General features: G+C 46.4%; 20 protein-coding genes. 10 read left to right on the top strand and 10 right to left on the bottom strand.

Annotation, left to right across the window (positions count from 1 at the left end; genetic code table 11):
• Positions 1-203 precede the first annotated feature (203 nt).
• The 7 genes from HC643_RS31850 (at position 204) to HC643_RS31880 (ending at position 6,960) form a co-directional block, all read left to right on the top strand.
• Positions 204-896: an ABC transporter permease gene (locus tag HC643_RS31850; protein ID WP_082051928.1), complete on the top strand. Its 693-nt coding sequence runs from the start codon at positions 204-206 to the stop codon at positions 894-896.
• Positions 883-1,692: an ABC transporter ATP-binding protein gene (locus HC643_RS31855; protein ID WP_050046623.1), complete on the top strand. Its 810-nt coding sequence runs from the start codon at positions 883-885 to the stop codon at positions 1,690-1,692. The genes HC643_RS31850 and HC643_RS31855 overlap by 14 nt, the downstream gene beginning before the upstream one ends.
• Complete coding sequence (locus HC643_RS31860) at positions 1,682-2,740, top strand: type 2 periplasmic-binding domain-containing protein (protein WP_050046622.1); 1,059 nt, start codon at positions 1,682-1,684, stop codon at positions 2,738-2,740. Before HC643_RS31855 ends, HC643_RS31860 begins: the two co-directional genes overlap by 11 nt.
• Positions 2,741-2,835: 95 nt before the next feature.
• Positions 2,836-4,182, top strand: a complete 1,347-nt coding sequence (locus HC643_RS31865) for an LLM class flavin-dependent oxidoreductase (RefSeq protein WP_038074347.1) — start codon at positions 2,836-2,838, stop codon at positions 4,180-4,182.
• A gap of 73 nt (positions 4,183-4,255) precedes the next feature.
• Complete coding sequence (locus tag HC643_RS31870) at positions 4,256-5,494, top strand: acyl-CoA dehydrogenase family protein (protein ID WP_038074343.1); 1,239 nt, start codon at positions 4,256-4,258, stop codon at positions 5,492-5,494.
• Between the two features lie 58 nt (positions 5,495-5,552).
• Positions 5,553-5,828 (top strand): hypothetical protein, encoded by a 276-nt coding sequence (locus HC643_RS31875; RefSeq protein ID WP_202048675.1) that lies wholly within the window; start codon positions 5,553-5,555, stop codon positions 5,826-5,828.
• Between the two features lie 22 nt (positions 5,829-5,850).
• Positions 5,851-6,960, top strand: coding sequence for an aliphatic sulfonate ABC transporter substrate-binding protein (locus HC643_RS31880; protein WP_050046620.1), 1,110 nt, complete (start codon positions 5,851-5,853; stop codon positions 6,958-6,960).
• A 108-nt stretch (positions 6,961-7,068) separates the two neighbouring features.
• Here HC643_RS31880 and HC643_RS31885 read toward each other — a convergent pair whose 3' ends face one another.
• The 10 genes from HC643_RS31885 to HC643_RS31930 form a co-directional block, all read right to left on the bottom strand.
• Positions 7,069-7,335: a type II toxin-antitoxin system RelE family toxin gene (locus HC643_RS31885; protein ID WP_038074337.1), complete on the bottom strand. Its 267-nt coding sequence runs from the start codon at positions 7,333-7,335 to the stop codon at positions 7,069-7,071.
• Positions 7,332-7,571 (bottom strand): hypothetical protein, encoded by a 240-nt coding sequence (locus tag HC643_RS31890; RefSeq protein WP_038074335.1) that lies wholly within the window; start codon positions 7,569-7,571, stop codon positions 7,332-7,334. The genes HC643_RS31885 and HC643_RS31890 overlap by 4 nt, the downstream gene beginning before the upstream one ends.
• 90 nt (positions 7,572-7,661) lie before the next feature.
• Positions 7,662-9,506, bottom strand: a complete 1,845-nt coding sequence (locus HC643_RS31895; protein ID WP_237265987.1) for an ABC transporter ATP-binding protein — start codon at positions 9,504-9,506, stop codon at positions 7,662-7,664.
• Positions 9,507-9,686: 180 nt separating this feature from the next.
• Positions 9,687-10,355 carry an HAD family hydrolase gene (locus HC643_RS31900; protein WP_038074332.1) on the bottom strand — a complete coding sequence of 223 codons (669 nt, stop codon included), beginning with the start codon at positions 10,353-10,355 and terminating at the stop codon, positions 9,687-9,689.
• Positions 10,356-10,363: 8 nt separating this feature from the next.
• On the bottom strand, positions 10,364-10,810 hold the full coding sequence (locus tag HC643_RS31905; RefSeq protein WP_038074329.1) for a GNAT family N-acetyltransferase: 447 nt from the start codon (positions 10,808-10,810) through the stop codon (positions 10,364-10,366).
• Positions 10,811-10,841: 31 nt separating this feature from the next.
• Positions 10,842-11,840: an aldo/keto reductase gene (locus tag HC643_RS31910; RefSeq protein ID WP_038074326.1), complete on the bottom strand. Its 999-nt coding sequence runs from the start codon at positions 11,838-11,840 to the stop codon at positions 10,842-10,844.
• 183 nt (positions 11,841-12,023) lie between these two features.
• Positions 12,024-12,365: a class I SAM-dependent methyltransferase gene (locus tag HC643_RS31915; protein ID WP_038074323.1), complete on the bottom strand. Its 342-nt coding sequence runs from the start codon at positions 12,363-12,365 to the stop codon at positions 12,024-12,026.
• A 6-nt stretch (positions 12,366-12,371) separates the two neighbouring features.
• Complete coding sequence (locus tag HC643_RS31920) at positions 12,372-13,040, bottom strand: carboxylesterase family protein (protein ID WP_038074320.1); 669 nt, start codon at positions 13,038-13,040, stop codon at positions 12,372-12,374.
• A 97-nt stretch (positions 13,041-13,137) separates the two neighbouring features.
• Complete coding sequence (locus HC643_RS31925; RefSeq protein ID WP_038074317.1) at positions 13,138-14,580, bottom strand: NAD(P)-binding domain-containing protein; 1,443 nt, start codon at positions 14,578-14,580, stop codon at positions 13,138-13,140.
• Positions 14,581-14,809: 229 nt separating this feature from the next.
• A complete protein-coding gene (locus HC643_RS31930; protein WP_038074316.1) occupies positions 14,810-16,222 on the bottom strand; it encodes an amidase in 1,413 nt (470 codons plus the stop codon).
• 531 nt (positions 16,223-16,753) lie between these two features.
• On the opposite strand from HC643_RS31930, the gene HC643_RS31935 reads away from it, so the two are divergent.
• The 3 genes from HC643_RS31935 to HC643_RS31945 all read left to right on the top strand — a co-directional run bounded on the left by HC643_RS31935 (position 16,754) and on the right by HC643_RS31945 (position 19,581).
• Entirely contained in the window at positions 16,754-17,665 is a 912-nt protein-coding gene (locus tag HC643_RS31935; RefSeq protein WP_038074314.1) for an NAD(P)-dependent oxidoreductase, read from the top strand.
• Between the two features lie 25 nt (positions 17,666-17,690).
• Positions 17,691-18,491 carry an SDR family oxidoreductase gene (locus HC643_RS31940; RefSeq protein WP_038074312.1) on the top strand — a complete coding sequence of 267 codons (801 nt, stop codon included), beginning with the start codon at positions 17,691-17,693 and terminating at the stop codon, positions 18,489-18,491.
• 229 nt (positions 18,492-18,720) lie between these two features.
• A complete protein-coding gene (locus HC643_RS31945) occupies positions 18,721-19,581 on the top strand; it encodes a DMT family transporter (RefSeq protein ID WP_456320632.1) in 861 nt (286 codons plus the stop codon).
• The last annotated feature ends 180 nt before the right edge of the window (positions 19,582-19,761 follow it).

The following is a 19,761-nucleotide window of genomic DNA, read 5'->3' on the forward strand; positions in this document are numbered from 1 at the left end:
GAATTCGGATTCTTACCGTGAGTGCTTTCAATTCCAGTAAGGTTCAACCGCAGGCAGAATTATCCAGTCAATCTCTAGTCCTCGTCGATCTCAGTGCCAGAATAAAGCGATCGCCTTGGCGTGAAGTATGGGATTTATGGCGTGGGCGACTGCTGAGAGTGGCAAGCCCAGTATTGATTACCATTCTTTGGCAGACAGTCTCTATGTTTGGCATCATTCCATCTGAGATCCTCCCGTCGCCGACAGATATTTTAGCGGCTTTTGGAGAGTTGATCGGGCTCGGCGAGCTACAAGATGCACTACCGACTTCGTTATCTCGTTCTCTGACAGGGCTGGCGATCGGTGGAAGCATTGGTCTGGTGCTCGGATTGTTCGCTGGTTTGTGGCGTGTTGGGGAAGAAATTTTCGATGCGCCACTTCAGATGTTGCGGACGATCCCATTTATCGCCCTCGTGCCGCTCTTCATCACTTGGTTTGGCATTGACGAGACAGCTAAAATTATTGTCATTACTGTTGCCACTATCTTTCCTATCTACTTAAATACTTACGCCGGTGTTCGGGGTGTCGATCCCAAACTCTTAGAAGCTGCCACCGTCTTTGGGCTCTCTCGCCGGCAGGCAGTGCGGTATGTCATCCTCCCAACCGCATTACCTTCTATTCTGGTCGGTTTACGCTTTTCTGCGGGAACATCCTTACTGGCGCTGGTTGTAGCCGAGCAAATCAATGCGCGATCGGGTATCGGCTATATCCTCAACAATGCCAATGCAAACCAACGCTCCGACATCATAATTGCTGGCATCATTGTTTATGCAGCACTTGGGATCGCCAATGATATCGTGATGCGTCTGCTCGAGCGGCTTGCACTACCTTGGAGGCCAAACATTGTCCTTAACTAATTACACGCACGCACCAGCTAAGATTAGCACCTTACATGCCGTTGAACTTACCGACGTTCGTCGTGTCTTTGGCAAGCGGGCTGTCCTCAATGGCATCAATCTGACAATTCATCAAGCAGAATTTGTGGCAGTGCTTGGTCCCTCTGGTACTGGTAAAACTACATTGCTGCGTCTGCTATCCGGTCTCGATCGCACCGATAGCGGCTCGGTGCGAGTAGCCGCAAACCGCTCAGTTGTTTTCCAAGAACCTCGGTTGGTTCTTGCCAAGCGAGTCTGGGAAAACGTAGTCCTGGGAAGCCAAGGACGTGCTGCACGGCGGGATGCACTGCAAGCTTTGGAAGAAGTAGGTCTTCGCAACCATGCTGATGCATGGCCCAAAACCCTCTCTGGTGGAGAAGCTCAACGGGTGGCTCTTGCCCGAGCTTTGGTAAGACAGCCGAGTTTGTTGCTTCTCGATGAGCCATTTGCTAGCCTCGATGCTCTAACCCGCATCAAAATGTACGAACTCGTGGCCCAACTCTGGGAACGCCACCATCCTGCTGTTGTTCTTGTCACCCATGATGTTGATGAAGCAATTCTGCTGGCGGATCGCATTCTGGTACTGGCAAATGGGTCTGTTAATCTCGATCTAACAATTGACACGGACAAACCTCGCGATCGCGCAGATCCCGCCTTTGCAGCGCTCCGCGTCCGTCTGCTTGCAGAACTTGGCGTTGCTCCAAACCACGCCAAACCACCCACTGAACCGATCCAAAACGCAGTCATATCAAACTGGAGATCCGATCGTGAGATTTAGCCGACGAGAAGTTTTTTTATCCCTTGGCGCAATCACTGCGGGAGCGATCGTTAGCTGCCGCGACCTCCGCCAGAGCGATAACCGTGTCAATTCATCCATAGCAAGTTCTGTAAGTTCCAACTCAGGTCGAGTCAAACTAATTGTCGGACAACAGGATAATGCCTTACAAGAAACTGTAGCCGCATCTGGGGTGTTGGAGGGATTAACCTTCGATCTGCAATGGGCAGTTATTCCCGGTCCTGCCGCTCAGTTGGCTGCACTCTATTCTAAAGCCATTGATGTTGGTTTGGTGGGTGATACTTCACTGATTGTAGAGCAAGGGCGTGCAAAAATTGAATGGACGGAGGAAACCGCTCCCCTTCAAAACGTGGCTTACAGGAAGAATCCCGGTCCGGAATACCGAGCAACCATCACGGCTGTACGCAACAGTGCCAATATTAAGACACTAGCAGATTTGCGAGGCAAGAAATGGGTCTCGAATTTTGGTGGTATCAATTATTTCATGTATGTCTTGTCGCGTATTAAAGCGGGGCTAAAGGTCACCGATATCAATTACATAGAACTTGTTGACGGATCTGCGGCTGGTGCTGCATTCAAAGCAGGGCGTGCTGACGTGTTTTCGGGAAGTATTGGCACGATTAAGGAAGCTCTAGACAGTGGTGAAGCCCGTATTTTGCTTCATGCAGAGGATTTAGGAATGCTTGCTGCTGGTGCTTTCACAGCCCGTAGCGATGTCATTCGCGATCCAGATAAAAGCAAGGCGCTGGCTGATTTCTTCGAGCGAGTCCGCAAACACTATGACTGGTATGCCAAAAATCTCGATGTCGTCGAGAAGATTTACGTTGAAAAACGGAAGCAGAAGCTTAAATTAGCAAAATATTTCGCAGCACAAGATTTTGCAGCATTCATTCCAATTGATGATGATATTGTCAAACGTCAGCAAGGTCTTGCTGATAGGTTGTTTCAAGCGGGAGAAATTCCTAAAAAAATCAATGTGAATGTACATCACAGCCGAAAGTTCAATTCGGCAACGACATTATCAGCCTGAAATTACCGATCGGTATTTACGGTATGGAATATTTTCTCCTATAGCTTAGCAGGTAGTTTTTTAGTCGTTCCGACTATCTCAAAGGAATCAAGACAATGACAGATCGTCACCAACTACACCTGAATCTGCTGTTTAATAATGCTGGTAACTACAGCTCGGCTTGGCGATGGCCTGATAGCGATCCCGGAGCTTTTGCAGACATTCAATATTATGTGCGTACAGCACAGCTGTGCGAGCGCGGCACTTTCGATGCGATTTTTTTAGCCGATCATCCTGCCCTTGGCGAATATTCTGAGTACCGTCCATTTCAATCGCTAGAACCAACCATCGCTCTAGCAGCAGTGGCATCTGCTACCGAGCGCATCGGTTTAATCGCCACCGCATCGACTACATACAATGAACCCTACAATATTGCCCGTCGCTTTGCGACGTTAGATCGTGTAAGTGGTGGGCGTGTCGGCTGGAATGTTGTTACAACAGCCAACCCTGAAGCCGCATATAACTTCGGTCAGACTGATGTCATTTCCCATGATACGCGCTACGAGAGAGCAGGAGAATTTACCGAGGTTGTACAAGCCCTCTGGGATAGTTGGGAGGATGACGCATTTATAGGTGATAAGGCATCTGCACGCTTTATCGATCCCTCTCGCGTCCATCCAATCAATCATAAAGGTAAGTATTTTTCAGTACAAGGGCCGTTGAATGTACCGCGATCGCCACAGGGTCGGCCAGTTTTGGTTCAAGCGGGTGGTTCGGATGATGGTCGAGACTTGGCAGCGAAATATGCCGAAGTCGTTTTTACTGCAGCTCAATCGTTACCACAGGCAGTTGCCTATAGTAATGATTTACGCAACCGTGCCCGCAAATTTGGGCGATCGCCAGATGCCATTGTTATCTTACCCGGTCTTGTCACCGTCATTGGTAGCACGGAAGCTGAAGCAAAGCGCCGCGAACAAGAACTTTGGGAATTAGTACCGATAGAATACGGTCTGGGTAGGTTAGCTAATATACTTCAAGTCGAGCCAGAGGTTTTAAAGTTAGACGAGCGTTTGCCTGAAAATTTGCCACTACCTGTGAATAGCAATCAAACTATGTTCAAAGTTGCAGTTGACGTTGCTAGGCGTGGCAATCTCACCGTGCGCGAGTTGATTAAAGCTCTAGGCGGTGGTGGTACAATGCATCGCATTGTCGTTGGCACTCCAGAACAGGTGGCAGATTCCATTGAAGAATGGTTCTTGTCAGGTGCAGTTGGTGGCTTCAATGTGGTGCCAGACGCAATCGCTTCAGGGCTAGAAGTATTCGTCGATTTTGTAGTACCGGAACTGCGCCGCCGGGGTATTTTCCGCACTGAGTATAAAGGGCGCACCCTGCGGGAGCATTATGGGTTGGAACGCCCGCAGAGCCGATATGCTCGTGAAAACCGTCAAGCTGTTCCAGCCTAGATCGTATTTGAGAAAAGCACCGAAATCGGACTGCTTCACAAGTTGCAAACTTTACATATTGGAGATAGAAACAATGATTAAGAGTCTAGAAAAAGTTTCAAATACCACAATTCAGTTTTCGACTCCTCTGACAGCAAACTCGCCGGAACTCCAGCAGCTTTTCGACTTTATCGCTTTGGGGGCTGCCGATCGCGATCGCAATCGCATCCTTCCTTTCGATGTTGTCGAACTGATTCGTCGTTCGCGGCTGGGTGCATTGCGAATTCCTGTTTCCGAAGGTGGTGGCGGTAGCTCAGCACGGGAACTGTTTGAAGTCGTCATTCGATTGGGAGAAGCTGACCCAAACGTTGCTCACATTGTGCGGAATCATTTCTCCGTGACGGAGCGTATTTTGCGTTCCGAGCGCAGTGAGAGGAATCGTCGATGGCTGAAGGCGGTTGTTGATGGGGCGATTATTGGACTTGCTTCAACCGAACTAGAAGTTAAACGAGCTGGCGGTGGCGCGGTGGCGAATACGAAATTAACACCCGATAACGACGGTTATCGTCTAAACGGGACGAAGTATTACAGTACTGGTAGCCTTTATGCAGACTTAATTTTCGTGCGAGTACTAGCACCTGACGATACCATAGCGATCGCACTTCTGCCTACCAAACGCGAAGGAATTGAGCTTGTGGATGATTGGGACGGCTTCGGACAAAGGCTAACGGGTACGGGGACTACGACATTCACCAATGTTCGCGTGGAAGCAGATGAAGTATTTTTTGAGACAGATACAGACAAAGATAACTCACCTTACAACATTGTCCCACAATTGTTTCTGACAGCAATTAACGCTGGCATTATTCGCAGTGTTTTGGAGGATGCAAAAAAGCTCGTCCATACCCGACCTCGGACTTTCTACCATGCTGTAGCCGAGCAAGCAGTTGACGATCCACTCTTGCAGCAGACTGTCGGTCAAATTGCAGCCAACGCCTTTGCAGCCGAAGCGATCGTGCTACAAGCAGCCGATGCTCTCGATCGCCTAGACGGTGCTCGTTCCGAGGGAGAGGAATTTGAGACAGCAGTGGCACTAGCAGCTTCTCTCAGTGCAGCTAAAGCCAAATTGATTGTTGACGATCTATCGCTACGCTCAGCCACCCTGTTATTTGAAGTGGGTGGAGCTTCAACAACAAAACAAAGCTACAACTTCGATCGCCATTGGCGAAACGCACGTACTCTAGCATCGCACAACCCTTCTCATTTTAAAGCTCGTGCGATCGGAGACTACGAAATCAACGGCACGCCACTGCCACAGAGAGGATTTTTCTAAGGGCACAACATCTAACTGCATAGTTACTTGACGTATCAGGATGCGCGTGAGACACATTATGAAACAAATGCACCTTGTCGGCTTTATGCACTCGTCCCATGTAGTTCTCAGCCACGGTATATGGCGACATCCCCAGACCGAACTGGGTTTTTTGGGACCAGAATTTTATCAAACAATTGCCCAAACTCTGGAGCGTGGCAAGTTCGATATGGTGTTTTTTGCCGATGCGCTAGCATTTCCCGATGAGTGCAAGATTTTACCTGCTATTACACCATTTATTGGCGAGACCACCTGCGATCGACAGATGTGGGTGAAACACTATTGCCAATCGTGAGACCATTAGCTGAGGTAGGAAAATGACTAATGAACGTGATAAGGGAACACCAGAGGGCGGGGAAAGGATTCTCCGCGTCCCCCCTTCTTTACGTTGCCGTGTTTCTTCTTGGAAAAAACTTGTTTTATTTTTTACCGTTGTCTTTGGTTCGGGCTTTCTGGCAACGGCATGCGATACAGGTAACAATAATCAATCCACTACTGCATCTGCTGGAAATCAACCTCAAACTGCACTAGTCAATCAGTCTGCCAAAAATGGAAATCAAACCACTATCAAGATTGCTTACGTCAAGTGGGCATTGCTCCCCATTGTTAGAGAACGCGGTACGTTAGAAAAAGAACTAGCTTCTCAAAATATTCAGATCGGTTGGGTAGGTCCTTTCCCTAATTTTGCGCCACTTTTAGAAACATTAAACGCACGGAGTACAGATATTGCTTCTGGCGGAAGTATCCCGGTAATTACAGGATTGGCAGGTGGTGCAGATATTTGCTTGCTTGCATATCGTCCTCCAGATGTCAAGTCACAAACCATTATTGTGCCCAAAAATTCTCCTGTTCGCCAGGTTACCGATCTAATAGGTAAAAAAGTTGCAGTGAATAAGGGAGGTGGCGGTGAACTTCTACTTCTGCAAGCATTGAAGCAGGCAAAGATATCAGAAAACAAAGTTGAGCGAGTTTATCTGGGGCCAACTGATGCTCTACCTGCTTTGCTGCAAGGACATGTAGATGCTTGGTCAATTTGGGACCCAGGACTTTCAACGGCGGAAGAAAAGTATGGAGCACGTCGAATTCTACAGAACAATCCTGCTCCCAGCTATGGAGTTTATGTAGTTCGTCGCCCGGTATTAGCCGAACATCCTCAAGCCGTGAAAGCTATTTTAGATATCTTCAAAAAAGAAGGAGATTGGGCAACGGAAAATCCCCAACAATCTGCCACCATTTTAGAAAAAGCCATGGGGCTATCTCCGGCTGTCATCAAACGAGTGGTTGCCAACCGACCTCCTGAAAAAGTACTGCCTTTAGAATCGAAAGTCATTGCTGATATTCAAGAAGTTGCTGATTGGATGGTGGAACAAAAAGTAATTCCCAAGCGGATAGATGTAGCTTCGGCAGTCTGCCCAGCAACAAATTAGCAAAGGAACTGGATTATAGATGCGAGGCTGAACCCTTATAACTTTTTAGTATAAACGATTACTTTGATAGAATCAGGTGGGCATTGCCCATCAAAGCTTTCTTGATTGTTAAGTGTTGTCTTTATATACCTGGCTACGATGTCCGATTTCCACAATGCTTATCAATAGAACATTATCAAAAATATCGTATATAATGCGATAGTCACCTACTCTAATTCGATAAGAATTTTCTTTACCTTGTAACTTTTTAACTCCGTTAGGACGTGGTTCTATTGCTAAGTCATCTATTTTGATTTGTATGCGATCTTGCAATTCTTGAGATAGTTTTCTAAACATTTTTCGCGCAGCTTTTGTGAATTTAATTTCGTAAATCACGCTACGTCCTTTTTTCTTTCAGCAGCAATTTCCTTTTTAATTTCATCCCATGCGATAAGACTATTATTTTCTATATCACTTTTAACAGCATTATAGGCTCTTAAATCGTTCTCCTCCTCTTCTGCTTCGATTTTTTGTAGGAATGCGTAAATTTCATCTAAAGTACTATCGTAAGCTTGATTTAGCAGTATGTTGATAGCTTTTATTATTTCTTGTCTTTCGTGTTCTGTTTTCATGTTTATACCTCTTCTAAAGTTTCCTACAGTTTACTTATTTTCATCCGTAGAAATTCCTTGTTTAAGTATATCTAATTATTTGACTAACTGTTAAACTGCTTTTACAGGAAGAAATCCACCTGCTTGCATTTTCCATAACCTATAGTAAGCACCGCCGCGTGCCAAAAGTTCGGCGTGGGTACCATCTTCGACAATGCGACCGGCATCGAACACCAAAATGCGGTCTAGATGGGCGATAGTAGACAAGCGATGAGCCACTACAATGGTTGTTTTATTGTGCATCACTGAATCTAGGGTATCTTGGATTGCTTTTTCGGTAATCGAGTCGAGGCTAGAGGTGGCTTCATCTAAAATCAGGATTGGTGCATCTTTGAGAATGACCCGAGCGATCGCAATACGCTGTCTCTGTCCTCCTGATAGTTTAACACCGCGTTCTCCCACCATAGAATAATAACCCTCTGCCATTGGCACGATAAAATCGTGAGCATAAGCCTTAGATGCTGCTTCAAAAACTTCTTCATCTCTTGCTTCGAGTCGCCCATAACGAATATTTTCTAGTAACGTGCGATGAAACAGAGATGGATCTTGAGGAATTAAGCTGATCTGCGAGTGGAGGGCATCCTGAGTCATATCTCGAATATCGACTCCATCTATGAGAATTTGTCCGGATTGGGGGTCGAACAACCGCAAAATCAAATTGACAAAAGTAGATTTACCAGAGCCTGAGTAGCCCACTAGTCCCACACGTTGACCGGGTTCAACGATCACAGAAAGGTTGTGGAATACTTTTTTCTCAGTTGAATAGTTAAAATTGACTCGCCGAAATTCAATACGTCCCTGAGTAATTGAATGGGCAATGGCGTTCTCGCGATCGACCAACTCGTGAGGTTGAACAATAGTGCAGACACCATTAGCAATATTACCAATATGTTCAAAGAATTCTAGAAATCGTTTACTTAAATTACGAGCTTCACTGATGATCAACAGCGACAAACTAGTGGCTACTACGAAGTCAGCAGCAGCAATTTTGCCTTGACTCCAGAGGTAGAGCGAGTAATACAGAGTGCCGATTTTTAGAATAGCTGCTGAAATAAACTGAAACCAGCGGATTCGCTCCGAGTACCAGTTTGACTTTCTTACCTCTTTGAGTTCGTACTTTAATCGCTCATTCAAATAGCGTCGTTCAAAACCCAAACGAGCAAACAGGCGGCTACTTGTGAGATTTGTTACAGAATCTACGATAATGCCAGTTGTGTCACTTCTTGCAGCGGCAGCTCTTCGAGAGTGAATTCGGCAACGAGTTGCTAACCAAAACGAAATGCTGATGAAAAGAACTGCCCATATCCCCACAAGTGCAGCAAGAGGAGGATAGGCGCGATAGAGTAATATTACTGAGACAGTATATACAATGATGACTGGCATGAATTCAGTAATCATCATTTGCATCGTTTGCGTCACACCCAGAGAGGTTTCGCTAATACGATGTGCCAATGCCCCAGCAAAACTACTGCTCAGATAGCGATGCGAATGTTGCTGCAAGTATGCATATAGGGAGCGGACGATTTGCTGTCGGTGGATCGGGTGGAGGAGAGTCTGCACAAGACCAGCCGATCGCCCGAATACCACTTCACCTATACTCAAAGCGGTGAACAATATCAGAGGTTGTCTCACTGCATCAAAAATGGGTCTGGTGTCGCCCGTAGATCGCGTTACGCTTCGGATAATCTCGCCAATGGCATAAGGTAGCATGATACCACAAGTCGCGTGTATCACCTCCAAAATTACCATTGCCACATACCACCAACGGAACTGGTTAACAAAATAGCAAATGAACCTGAAGGGTGTTGATGGCAGAGGTGGCGCACCGGCAGCACGTTGGAACGGTTGAGGTGAACGTGGTCTTTTGATAAAAAAACGGCCATCGCGTCGTATCACTTCAGTTTCTCCCTAACATCATCATTACAATCTGCTAGTATTTCACTGATTTCAGTGAGTTTGCTAATACGTTCCATTCTTTGAGAAGTATCCTTCAACTTGACACAATATCGATCGAGCTAGATCCCAAGCATTCAGATTTTTTTGGGGCGATCGCATCCATTTCAAGATTGATACTTTTCATCTACGATTGACTTGAAGAATATAGGGAATTTCATTCAGTTCATTGATAATTGCATCTGCTTCTTTTGCCTCCATCCAGTGTGGACTCCGTTTCCAAATCGCCATCATCCCAGCATTCTTTGCCCCGATGATGTCCGCTTCAGGATGATCTCCAATAAAAACGCTATCCTGGGCTGTCACTCCTAATCGATTTGTGGCTCTCCGAAAAATTTCAGGTTGGGGTTTTCTGACTCCTTCGACTTCCGAAATCAAGATGACATCAAAGTAGTCTCGAATTCCCAATCCATCAATCGCACGAGCTTGAAAATGCCCCAATCCATTAGTGACGATCCCTAACAAATAGCCGTGCTGTTTCAACCCACTCAGCGTCTCCTTAAGGAAATGAAATGAAACGCAATGAAACTGAAACTGGGTTTCGTAGTCTTCAAGTAATTCTTGCCAACCGATCCCCATAATTGCAAATTCTGAGACCAAATCTTGATAAACCCTATCTTTCCAAATATAACCGTGGCAATCTAGCTCGAGGAAGCGAGTGATGTAAGTCGCTTTAGGAATGTGATTTAAGTGGGCAATCAACCTATCGTACTGTGCTGTGATAAATTCCTGAATCGAGGTATCGCGATCCAGCAATGTTCCATCTAAATCGAAAAGAACTGATTTCACCATTGATTGAATCACTCAATACGATGGGCTTGTTGTTCGATTGGTAACCGACGCATTAGAATAACATTCATTCCTCTGAAAATGTAGTTACTAAATCGCTTACGCAATAAGTCTGGAACCTCAATCGGTGAAACTTCTTGAAACCCTACTTGTTGATAGAACGATTTCAAATGCTGCCACGGAATACAGTAACAAACTCGCTCGGCGAGTTGCTCGGTACAGACTTGAAGTAGCTGCGTGCCAACACCCTGACGCTGAAACGGAGCTAATACCTGCATACCCCGAAGCACAAAGAACTTAATATTTGGACACAAACGTACTGCACCAACAATTCTCTCCTCCCATTGAGCAATGAATATTAAGGCTTCCTCACTGAGATCGCCTCCATAACCACACCGATTGTAAAAAGCTTTAATGTTTTCAGCATCATGCAATTTTGCTTGGCTAATTTTTAGCATATCGCTCTATAAAATCGCTGAGTTAGGAATCTTAGCGCACAGCATCTCCCCTACGATATTCAGCGGTTATGTCGTCTAGCTTTTGTTTTAAACTGTCATCAAGTTTGACTTCCACTGCTTTGAGACTGTCAGCAAGCTGTTCCGGACGGCTAGCACCAATTATGGGAGCAGTAATAATCGGATTAGCCAGAACCCAAGCCACTGCTAGGGTAGTCAGTGACAATCCAGCCAAATCTGCTACTGTGCGTAATTCCTCAACAGTCTTAAACTCGCGATCGTGCCAATAGCGTTCTTGATAGCGTTCAGCAGCCGCACCTAAGGTGAAACGAGTTCCCTCAGTGGGACCTTGAGCAAGATTGTGTTTACCAGTGAGTAGACCTCCGGCTAAGGGATTGTAAGGAATTACACCAAGCTCTTCTTCTTGTGCTAGGGGCAACAGTTCTCGCTCAATTTCGCGGAACAACAGATTGTAACGGGGTTGAATCGAAACGAAGCGAGTGAGATTGCGAACATCAGCACGACCTAAAGCGCGGCTGAGTCGGTAAGCTAAGAAGTTAGAAACCCCAATATAACGTGCTTTACCAGACCGAACTATAGTATCCAAAGCCTCTAGAGTCTCATCCAAGGGGGTTGATGCATCATCAGAGTGCAATTGATACAGATCCACATAATCGGTTTGCAGTCGTTTGAGGGAAGCATCAATCGCATCTAAAAGATGTTTGCGCGAAGCACCTTGATCCCAAGGCGCAGGACCAACCTTGCCCACAGCTTTAGTCGCTAGGATGAAATGTTCGCGTTTGCCTTTGAGCCAGCGCCCAATAATTTCTTCGGTACGTCCCGCAGTAGCAATTCCACCACCAAGGGGATAAACATCCGCTGTATCCAAAAAATTAATACCAGCATCGGCGGCTGTGTCGAGGATGACCCTAGAAGTTTCTTCGTCAGTTTGCAATCCAAAGGTCATGGTACCAAGAGTAAGGCGCGAAACAGTCAATCCTGTTTTACCGAGATTTGTAGTTGGTAATGTCATGGCGATCTTAATTGTTGTTGATTGAAAACAGCAGAATTTAGAAACTGATACCAATTTGAAAAAAGAATACGACAGATAGTTCATTGAAATGCAGTCTAGAAAAGACTTTCTCAATTCAAAATCTGAAATCTAAAATCCAAAATGCTATGAGTTTCTTCAGTAAAGATTGCGATCGCAAGTTAGTTAGGCTGTATTGCCATCAAAGCTTGCACTCTGAAATGACAAAGGTTTTGCCATGTCTGCAATGACAAACTGTGCGTTTAGTCCTAGCTTTTTTGCTTTCTCGCGTCCTTGTCGCACTGCCTCATCTGAAAAATCCATACCAATGACTGTAAAACCTTGTTGTACAAGACGTAACACGTCATTACCCGACCCGCAACCAAGGTCAAGTACGGTTTTAACATTGGCAGACTTAAGGAACGGAAGATGAACATTCGTCCATTGAGTTCCCCAATCTAGATCGGTGCCAGCATCCTTCCATTTAGCGAAGGCTTGGTTCCAGAAGTCGGATTGAGCGTAAGACATAATGTATCAGACAACTAAGGCAGTGTTGTGACGGCTTTGTGAAACCAGCCACTCTTGTAACTTTGGATCGCCGTATACTTCATCGGCAATAAAATGATCGCCATCACGGAGTAGAGTAAAATCTACTGTTCCACCCAACCCGCGTAGAGTAGCGACAATAGACTCTGTATCCTCAATTGGTAGTTTTTCGTCTTTTCCACCTTGGAATATCTGGATGGGAATTTCTTTAAGTGCAGCTAATTGAGTTTCTTCTAATGTCTTGGGTACGCGACCCGATACTGCTACCAACCCAGCAAAGCGTCCGGGATGGGAAGCGGCGATATGCCAAGCTCCAGCCGTACCTAAGCTGAACCCAGACAAGATTATACGAGACGGATCGATGGGATGAGAGGCGATGAGATTATCGAGCAAAGCAATGACATCTGACTCTCGCTCCACCCAAGTCTGTCCTTCAGGAAGTTGAGGCGCTGCGAAAATATAGGGTAATGGACCTGACACATCTACAAAACGAGGTAGACCCCATTTCAGCAGCACATTGAGATCGTCACCGCGATCTCTGGCTCCATGCAGAAAAAGTACCAGAGGCGCGGGTTGACTGGCATTGTCAGCAACCGACGAAAAAAGATAAGGCAAAGAACCATTGCTACTCTCATATGAGCGTTTTTCTACTGGCATAGTCGTAACTCCTTAAAGTTGGAAATTTTAGACTGGGGATTGGGGATTGCTATTTTCCCCTTGTCCCCCTTGTCTCCCTTGTCTCCAGTCCTCTCTACTAACTAACTGCCACTGTTGTTGGCTGTTTCCACACTGCTTTGGCATACAGTGAATCTTGAAAGTCCGGCGCGATGTTGTCGCTGGTAATGCGTGCTTCGTGCTGCTCCCAGTCGGTAAAAAACAAGTCATGACTGATACGCCCTACTATTGCTGGTACGTCACGCCGGATGCTAGGTACGTCACCGATAGGCAAACCGAAGCTCACGAAGCCTGCCGGGTTAAAGACATGAATGTCTTTGAGGTAGGGCGCGGTACCAGGTATTTTTTCTAAGAACTCGTGAGCGCTACCGAGGTAGGGATGCGTCCCTAAATCGTCGTTGCGCTGGTCGGATGGGGGCTCGTAGCGATCGCGCCAGAGAGCGATGTGATGGGCAAAGTCGGCTAGCTCGGGACGCTTTGTCGGATCGACAAAGTAACCAGTGCCGGCGATGGCAAAATCAAACTCGAAAGTATCGTCGTTTACCTGAGCGACAATACGACCGCCCTTTTCCTGCGCCGTTTTCCAAGGTGCAGACAGATGGAGGTGGAAGTTAGAAAACGCGATCGCACGCTCAATCGCATCAGGTGGAGGTGTAGAGCCTGCTTGTCGAAAGCGCCAAGCTTGGAACCAGCGAGCTGCATCTGGCAGTTGTGGATAGTTGTAGTAAGCACCGGGGTAACCCCGCACCCGAATTACTGGCAGGGATGCAATGGTCGAGCGCCGTGCAAACAGATGTACTGCCTTTGCTCCTGATTCTAGCGCTACTCCTGCTGCGTCAAAAGCTGAGGCTGCAGCACCTAGCACTGCCACAGTCTTACCTCGCAGTGCGTCGAAGTCGATTGCATCAGCAGTATGTGCGTACAGCGTGCGTGGTAAATTAGCGAGTACGGGTGGTATGTAAGGACCGCCAGTACCTGCTACGCCGTTGGCGAAGATAATCTTACGTGTAGTCTCCACCTGCCGGGTACCGTTCACCTCAAGGTGCAGGCGAAAGAAGCCTTCTGCTGGCTCAACCCGCACTAGCTTTGTCCGGTACCGAACTGAAATGCCCAGGAACTGCCGATACCAATTGAGGTACTCAGCCCACTTTACTCGTGGAATGCGATCCAGCGCTGCATAAGCTTCAGCACCATGTCGCGCCTCATACCAGGATTGGAAGGATAGTTCCGGGATACCCAGTTCGGGACCGGGTAGGTTCTTTGGCGTGCGTAGCTTTTTCATCCGCGCTCGTGTGAGCCACACTCCTGCTTGGGTTTCGTCCTCAGCTGCGTCAATCGTTGTCACGCGACCGATGCCTGCACGCCGTAGCGCAAATGCGAAGGTGCTCCCACTGCCGCTACCACCTACTATTGTGACGTTGTGGTCGATGCCTGGGCGATCGCTCACCCAGTTTTCTGGATCGGGACCCAGTAAGCGTAGTGCCTCGCGAGCGCCAAAATCGTGGTCAGTCGTTGTTGTCATGTTGCTCTCTCTGGGTGAAAGACCGTGGGTGTGTCCTTGTTATCTAAAGAAGGGAAGAGGGGTAATAATCTTTATGTTTTTTTCTTACACAACACACACACAAAATATGTACTGCGAAACATAATTGTATGATACACGAATTATTAGTATATCAAACATTAATTATTGCAAAATAATTTGGATTGGTAAGACGATAGTTTGAGGTAACGTTAATCGTTGTTAGATAAAATTACTGAAATAAATTTGTATTCAATTTTGAAGGCATGATGAAAGGAAAAACAGTTTCGTAAGCTCTAGCTGCTTGCAAGACTAGTATATCTCGGTATTTAGCAGCGACAATTTGTATACCGACAGGTAACCCGTTTTTAGTAAAGCCACAAGGTACAGAGGCAGCAGGTTGTTGCGTGAGATTAAAAGGATATGTAAACGGAGACCAATCTCGTTGCGGCTTGTCAATATACGACTGGGGTCTATTTTGTCCGACAGGAAAGGCAACTATAGGTAAGGTGGGAGTAATCAGTAAATCATAGTTTTCGTGAAAGCGCTGCAAATGCCTTCCTAGAGCTTCGCGAGCATCTTGGGCGCTGAGATATTCTGCTAGAGTTATGCGATCGCCTTCTTTAGCAATACCTTGCAAGCCTTCTTCAATCACAGCTTGTTGTGCTGGGCTAAAACCACGCAGTAACTTAGCAGCACCCGCCTGCCATAAGGTTTGAAAAATACCACGGGGATTAGCAAAACCCGGATCGACTTCTTCAATCGCAGCACCTAGTTTAGCAAAAACATCAACTGCGGCTTTCACGAGGGTGGCGACTTCCGGCTCAACATCGGCGTAGCCAAAGTTGGGACTGTAAGCAATTCGCAATCCCGCCACACCTCGATCTAAATCAAAAGTGTAGTCCTGTCGATTATCTGGTAAAGCATACCAATCGCGGACATCAGGATGGGCAATGACATTTAAGGTGACTGCTGCATCAATCACAGTGCGAACAAGAACCCCTATATGAAACAAAGTTCTTGTATGGGCTGATGGATATCCAGCTACATATCCAAAAGTTGGTTTGAAACCAAACACCCCCGTTAACGCTGCGGGTGTTCTTGACGATCCTCCACCATCGGTACCTAAATGGAGCGTTCCCATTCCTAACGCAGCAGCAACAGCCGCCCCGCCGCTACTACCTCCGGGAGTCAGATCTGTATTCCAAGGATTGCGGGTGATACCAGTGAGGGGACTGTCGGTAACACCTTTCCAACCAAATTCCGAAGTTGTGGTTTTTCCCAGTAATACTGCTCCTTGTTCGCGCAAACGAGCTACAGCAGGTGCATCTTCGTCCCAAGGTTGATTGGCGGTAATCGCTTGACTTCCCCGGCGCGTTGGTAATCCCTTCGTTAACAGTAAATCTTTGGCAGTAAAGGGTATGCCATCTACCAAGCCAAGCGGATTTCCATTTAGCCAACGCACTTCTGAGGCACGGGCTTCGGCAAGGGCAGTCTTTTCATCTACGATCGCAAAAGCATTCACTGAGCGATTGTAAGTATGAATCTGTTCTAGAGCAGCTTTGGTTGCTTCTAGTGGTGACAGTTGGCGCTCTCGATAGAGGGATAAGAGTTGAGAAGCAGAAAAATCGGTAATTTCTGACATATTTTAGTTTTTATCCACTAAATTATTTGGGAAAGACAGAGCGCAGAAGGGAGGAATAAGTATTTAAAGTAATAAGTCATACTCTATCTTCCGTGTATCTTTTGCCAACGGAGAATAAAACCCTACCCTCCAGGTATCTCCTATGTCCAACGGACACGCTACGCGATCCGACGTTTACACATATATGCCTTGACTTTTATATAGCCTTTCTCAGTCTCATGAGGTACACCCCCCTTTCATCCCCCCTTGGTAAGGGGGGACAGAGGGGGGTAATTTTTGTACCTCACCAGGTTGAAATTTGCTGTAAGCAGTCAAGCGAAATACTTCTGCTTTTTGAGTCATTGAGTGGCTTGCTTCCTAAAATAGATTTGTGGTAAGTTCTTGTTAATCAAAAATACAGTTTATTTATTAGTTTACCGTATTATAGTTTATAACTCTAGCTCCAAACCCATGCTGAATACCAGTACACGGAGCTGAGTCCAACAAAGCACGGTAGTACTCTTTGACTAGCATTTTGGAATCAAGCTTTCCATGCAAATTCAAACTGTTGGTATTTTAAGTCCGGGTGACATGGGACAGGCAGTAGCAGCTGTACTCAATCAAAACGGACTGGAGACGATTGCTGCTTTGAACGAACGGAGCGATCGCACTCGACAATTAGCCGCCTCTGCCAAGGTCCGGGATGTTGGTTCTCTTGAGAAACTGGTGATTGAATCAGATGTAGTGCTATCCATTTTAGTACCCGCCGCCGCAACTCAAGCAGCAGAACAAGTTGCTGAGGTTATCAGCAGTCTTGGTAAAAGCATTTTATACGTTGACTGTAACGCTATATCACCCCAGAAAGTCAAAAGTATTGCCCGCATTATTGAATCCAAGGGCGGACAATTTGTCGATGCATCAATTATTGGTCCGCCTCCACGAGTGCCTAACCGCACCCGTATCTATGCATCCGGAAAAGAGGCAGTTAAATTCCAACAATTGCGCGAGTATGGATTAGATATACGAGCGATCGGAAATGAAATTGGTCGTGCTTCTGGTTTGAAGATATGCTACGCAGCTCTAACAAAAGGACTGACAGCAATTGGCACAGAATTACTCATTGCAGCCCATCGCCTTGATTTGGACGAACAACTCTGGGATGAAGTATCGAATAGCCAACCAGAACTAGCCAAAATACTCTCTCGTTCCATTCCATCCATGACACCAAAAGCACATCGGTGGATCGGGGAAATGGAAGAAATAGCAGAAACCTTTGAAGGGTTAGAATTGACAGAGCGAATTTTCCAAGGAGCGGCTGAGGTTTACCGCCTGGTCAAAGAAACGTCTCTGGGTAAAGAAACACCAGAAGAAAGGGATAGCAATCGAGCGCTCGAAGATATCATTACAACTCTTTCCCAAGAAACTTTGACAGCAGAGAGTCAGTTGCAGACAGTACAAAGTTAGACCACCAAATATAGGAATCGATCTCATGAGCTTGGAACTACAACTATCAGGTAAAACGGCAATTGTCACGGGTGGTAGTGCAGGCATTGGTTTAGCCATTGCCAAAGCCCTCTACAGTGAAGGTGTGAATGTTGTTATTGCAGCGCGAAACCCAGAGCGATTGGAAAATGCAGTCAGTGCTATCCAGTCTCTACCAACACCAGGGGCGAAAGTCATTGCGATCGCTGCCGATCTCACGCAAGCAGAAAGTGTTGATAAAGTCGTCTCAACCACACTGGAACAGTTTGGACAAATTGATATCTTAGTCAATAATGCAGGCTCTGCTCGTGCGGGGTCTTTCCTTGACCTGAGCGATGATGTATTTCTAGATGCTTGGAACTTAAAATTATTGGGCTACATTCGCCTGGTGAAAGCCGTTGTTCCGCACCAAAAAAATCGGCGCGATGGACGGATTGTCAATATCATTGGTGGTGCAGGTCGGACACCCCGTCCTGGATTCCTACCTGGTGGTACCACGAACGCTGCTTTGCTTAACTTCACACGAGGAATCTCTAAAGAATTAGCCGAGTACAACATTCGGATTAATGCCATTTCGCCCGGAGCTACTGCTACAGAACGGGCTGAACGCTTGGCAGAACAAAACGCCCAAGCGCGTGGAATTACAGTTGAACAGGCAAAAGCAGAAACCCTACAAGGAATTCCTCTCAAGAGAATTGCTCAGCCAGAAGAAATTGCTGCATTAACACTCTTTTTAGTGTCCGATCTCGCTGCTTCGATTACAGGCGCAGAGATTCTTGTTGATGGAGGGCAGACTCCAGGCGTTTGAAGTGCGATCGTTGTTAATGAATGACTGATAACCGGAGTAGTGTGATTGAGACACTATCGGGTACTGTTGTCGGGGATGCCGTGGCTGTGGTAAAGCACAAGAGTTGCTACTAAGGAAACTTCTGGCTTTGTTGGGCATCCTGACAGTTCTTTTATCCTCCTTGTTCTTGTCATTTCACAACGTTACTGTCCGAGTTTTGTTTTCAGAACATCTCGTTCTGAGTTTCTTTTTGCTTGGCGGATACGTTAAACCCGATCTGCAGAATTCATTTTTACTGATGTTTATGCGAATGCTATTAGTGGTTCCACTTATGGCGGCTGTAGCATTTAAACTCTATCCATCTGCTCCTCAAGAATTCCAAAGCTTATTCAGGCGAGAACGCTTAGACGTTATGCTCCAAGCCTTTGGCTGTGGAGTACTTATGTTTTTATATATTGCCTCTCTTTACATCGCGATTGGCTTGATTCCTACTGGAATTGCACTCACCCTCTTCTTCTCCTATCCTGTATTTACAGCACTACTGTCGTGGCGGTTTTTTGGCGATCGCCCTACACTTTTCCGTTGGCTAGTGATGGGTATTATTTTGGTGGGTGGAGTTCTCACCATTCCTCAAGATCGAGCAACTTACAGCAGTCACAGCATTGCTATTGGAATTTTTGCAAGCATTATGGCTGGGGTAATTTACGCCTTTTATAACGTTATCGCCCAAATATGTTTGGAAAAATTTCATCCTGCTCCCTTCACATGGATTAGTTTTGCCTTAACTTTGCTGCTCTCCGGTGTTAGCTTATTGTTCTTTCCACCTTCTGTAACCCAGCTTGACTGGACACCTATCTGGATTGGCAGTATTTTTTCGGGTTTGATTAGCTTTATCGGACACACTCTCAACAATTTAGGGATTCGCACGATCGGTGCAAATACTGCTTCTATTATCGGCTCTAGCAGCCCAGCATTAACGGCTTTAGTTGCATGGGCAATCATTGGCGAAACTTTAAACTTGATTCAGAGTGTTGGAATTGGTGTCGTCACCTTGGGGATCGCGTTGCTAAGTGGAGAAAGGTGGATTCAAAGGAGAAACGAGATAATATAATGCGAGCTGGATATCGAAACAGACTCGATCCTCAACCGCTCGCCTGCAAGGATACTGTTGGTCAATGGTGGCTTCGATCCCTCACTTCATTCCCTGGCGATTTGAAGGTATTTCCGAGCTCCGCCTCGTCTACGGTGAGGCAGAGCTTCGGTCTCTGCATTCCCAGCGGAGACTGGGAAA

This window comes from Tolypothrix bouteillei VB521301 (genome assembly GCF_000760695.4).
Classification (GTDB): Bacteria; Cyanobacteriota; Cyanobacteriia; order Cyanobacteriales; family Nostocaceae; genus Scytonema; species Scytonema bouteillei_A.

What these genes read in the sequence shown, in the direction of transcription:
- HC643_RS31890 (WP_038074335.1), bottom strand. Translation starts at nt 7,571, where the DNA reads ATGAAAACAGAACACGAAAGACAAGAAATAATAAAAGCTATCAACATA.
- HC643_RS31880 (WP_050046620.1), top strand. Translation starts at nt 5,851, where the DNA reads ATGACTAATGAACGTGATAAGGGAACACCAGAGGGCGGGGAAAGGATT.
- HC643_RS31875 (WP_202048675.1), top strand. Translation starts at nt 5,553, where the DNA reads ATGAAACAAATGCACCTTGTCGGCTTTATGCACTCGTCCCATGTAGTT.
- HC643_RS31935 (WP_038074314.1), top strand. Translation starts at nt 16,754, where the DNA reads ATGCAAATTCAAACTGTTGGTATTTTAAGTCCGGGTGACATGGGACAG.
- HC643_RS31870 (WP_038074343.1), top strand. Translation starts at nt 4,256, where the DNA reads ATGATTAAGAGTCTAGAAAAAGTTTCAAATACCACAATTCAGTTTTCG.
- HC643_RS31850 (WP_082051928.1), top strand. Translation starts at nt 204, where the DNA reads ATGTTTGGCATCATTCCATCTGAGATCCTCCCGTCGCCGACAGATATT.
- HC643_RS31930 (WP_038074316.1), bottom strand. Translation starts at nt 16,222, where the DNA reads ATGTCAGAAATTACCGATTTTTCTGCTTCTCAACTCTTATCCCTCTAT.
- HC643_RS31905 (WP_038074329.1), bottom strand. Translation starts at nt 10,810, where the DNA reads ATGCTAAAAATTAGCCAAGCAAAATTGCATGATGCTGAAAACATTAAA.
- HC643_RS31940 (WP_038074312.1), top strand. Translation starts at nt 17,691, where the DNA reads ATGAGCTTGGAACTACAACTATCAGGTAAAACGGCAATTGTCACGGGT.
- HC643_RS31925 (WP_038074317.1), bottom strand. Translation starts at nt 14,580, where the DNA reads ATGACAACAACGACTGACCACGATTTTGGCGCTCGCGAGGCACTACGC.
- HC643_RS31900 (WP_038074332.1), bottom strand. Translation starts at nt 10,355, where the DNA reads ATGGTGAAATCAGTTCTTTTCGATTTAGATGGAACATTGCTGGATCGC.
- HC643_RS31910 (WP_038074326.1), bottom strand. Translation starts at nt 11,840, where the DNA reads ATGACATTACCAACTACAAATCTCGGTAAAACAGGATTGACTGTTTCG.
- HC643_RS31920 (WP_038074320.1), bottom strand. Translation starts at nt 13,040, where the DNA reads ATGCCAGTAGAAAAACGCTCATATGAGAGTAGCAATGGTTCTTTGCCT.
- HC643_RS31865 (WP_038074347.1), top strand. Translation starts at nt 2,836, where the DNA reads ATGACAGATCGTCACCAACTACACCTGAATCTGCTGTTTAATAATGCT.
- HC643_RS31915 (WP_038074323.1), bottom strand. Translation starts at nt 12,365, where the DNA reads ATGTCTTACGCTCAATCCGACTTCTGGAACCAAGCCTTCGCTAAATGG.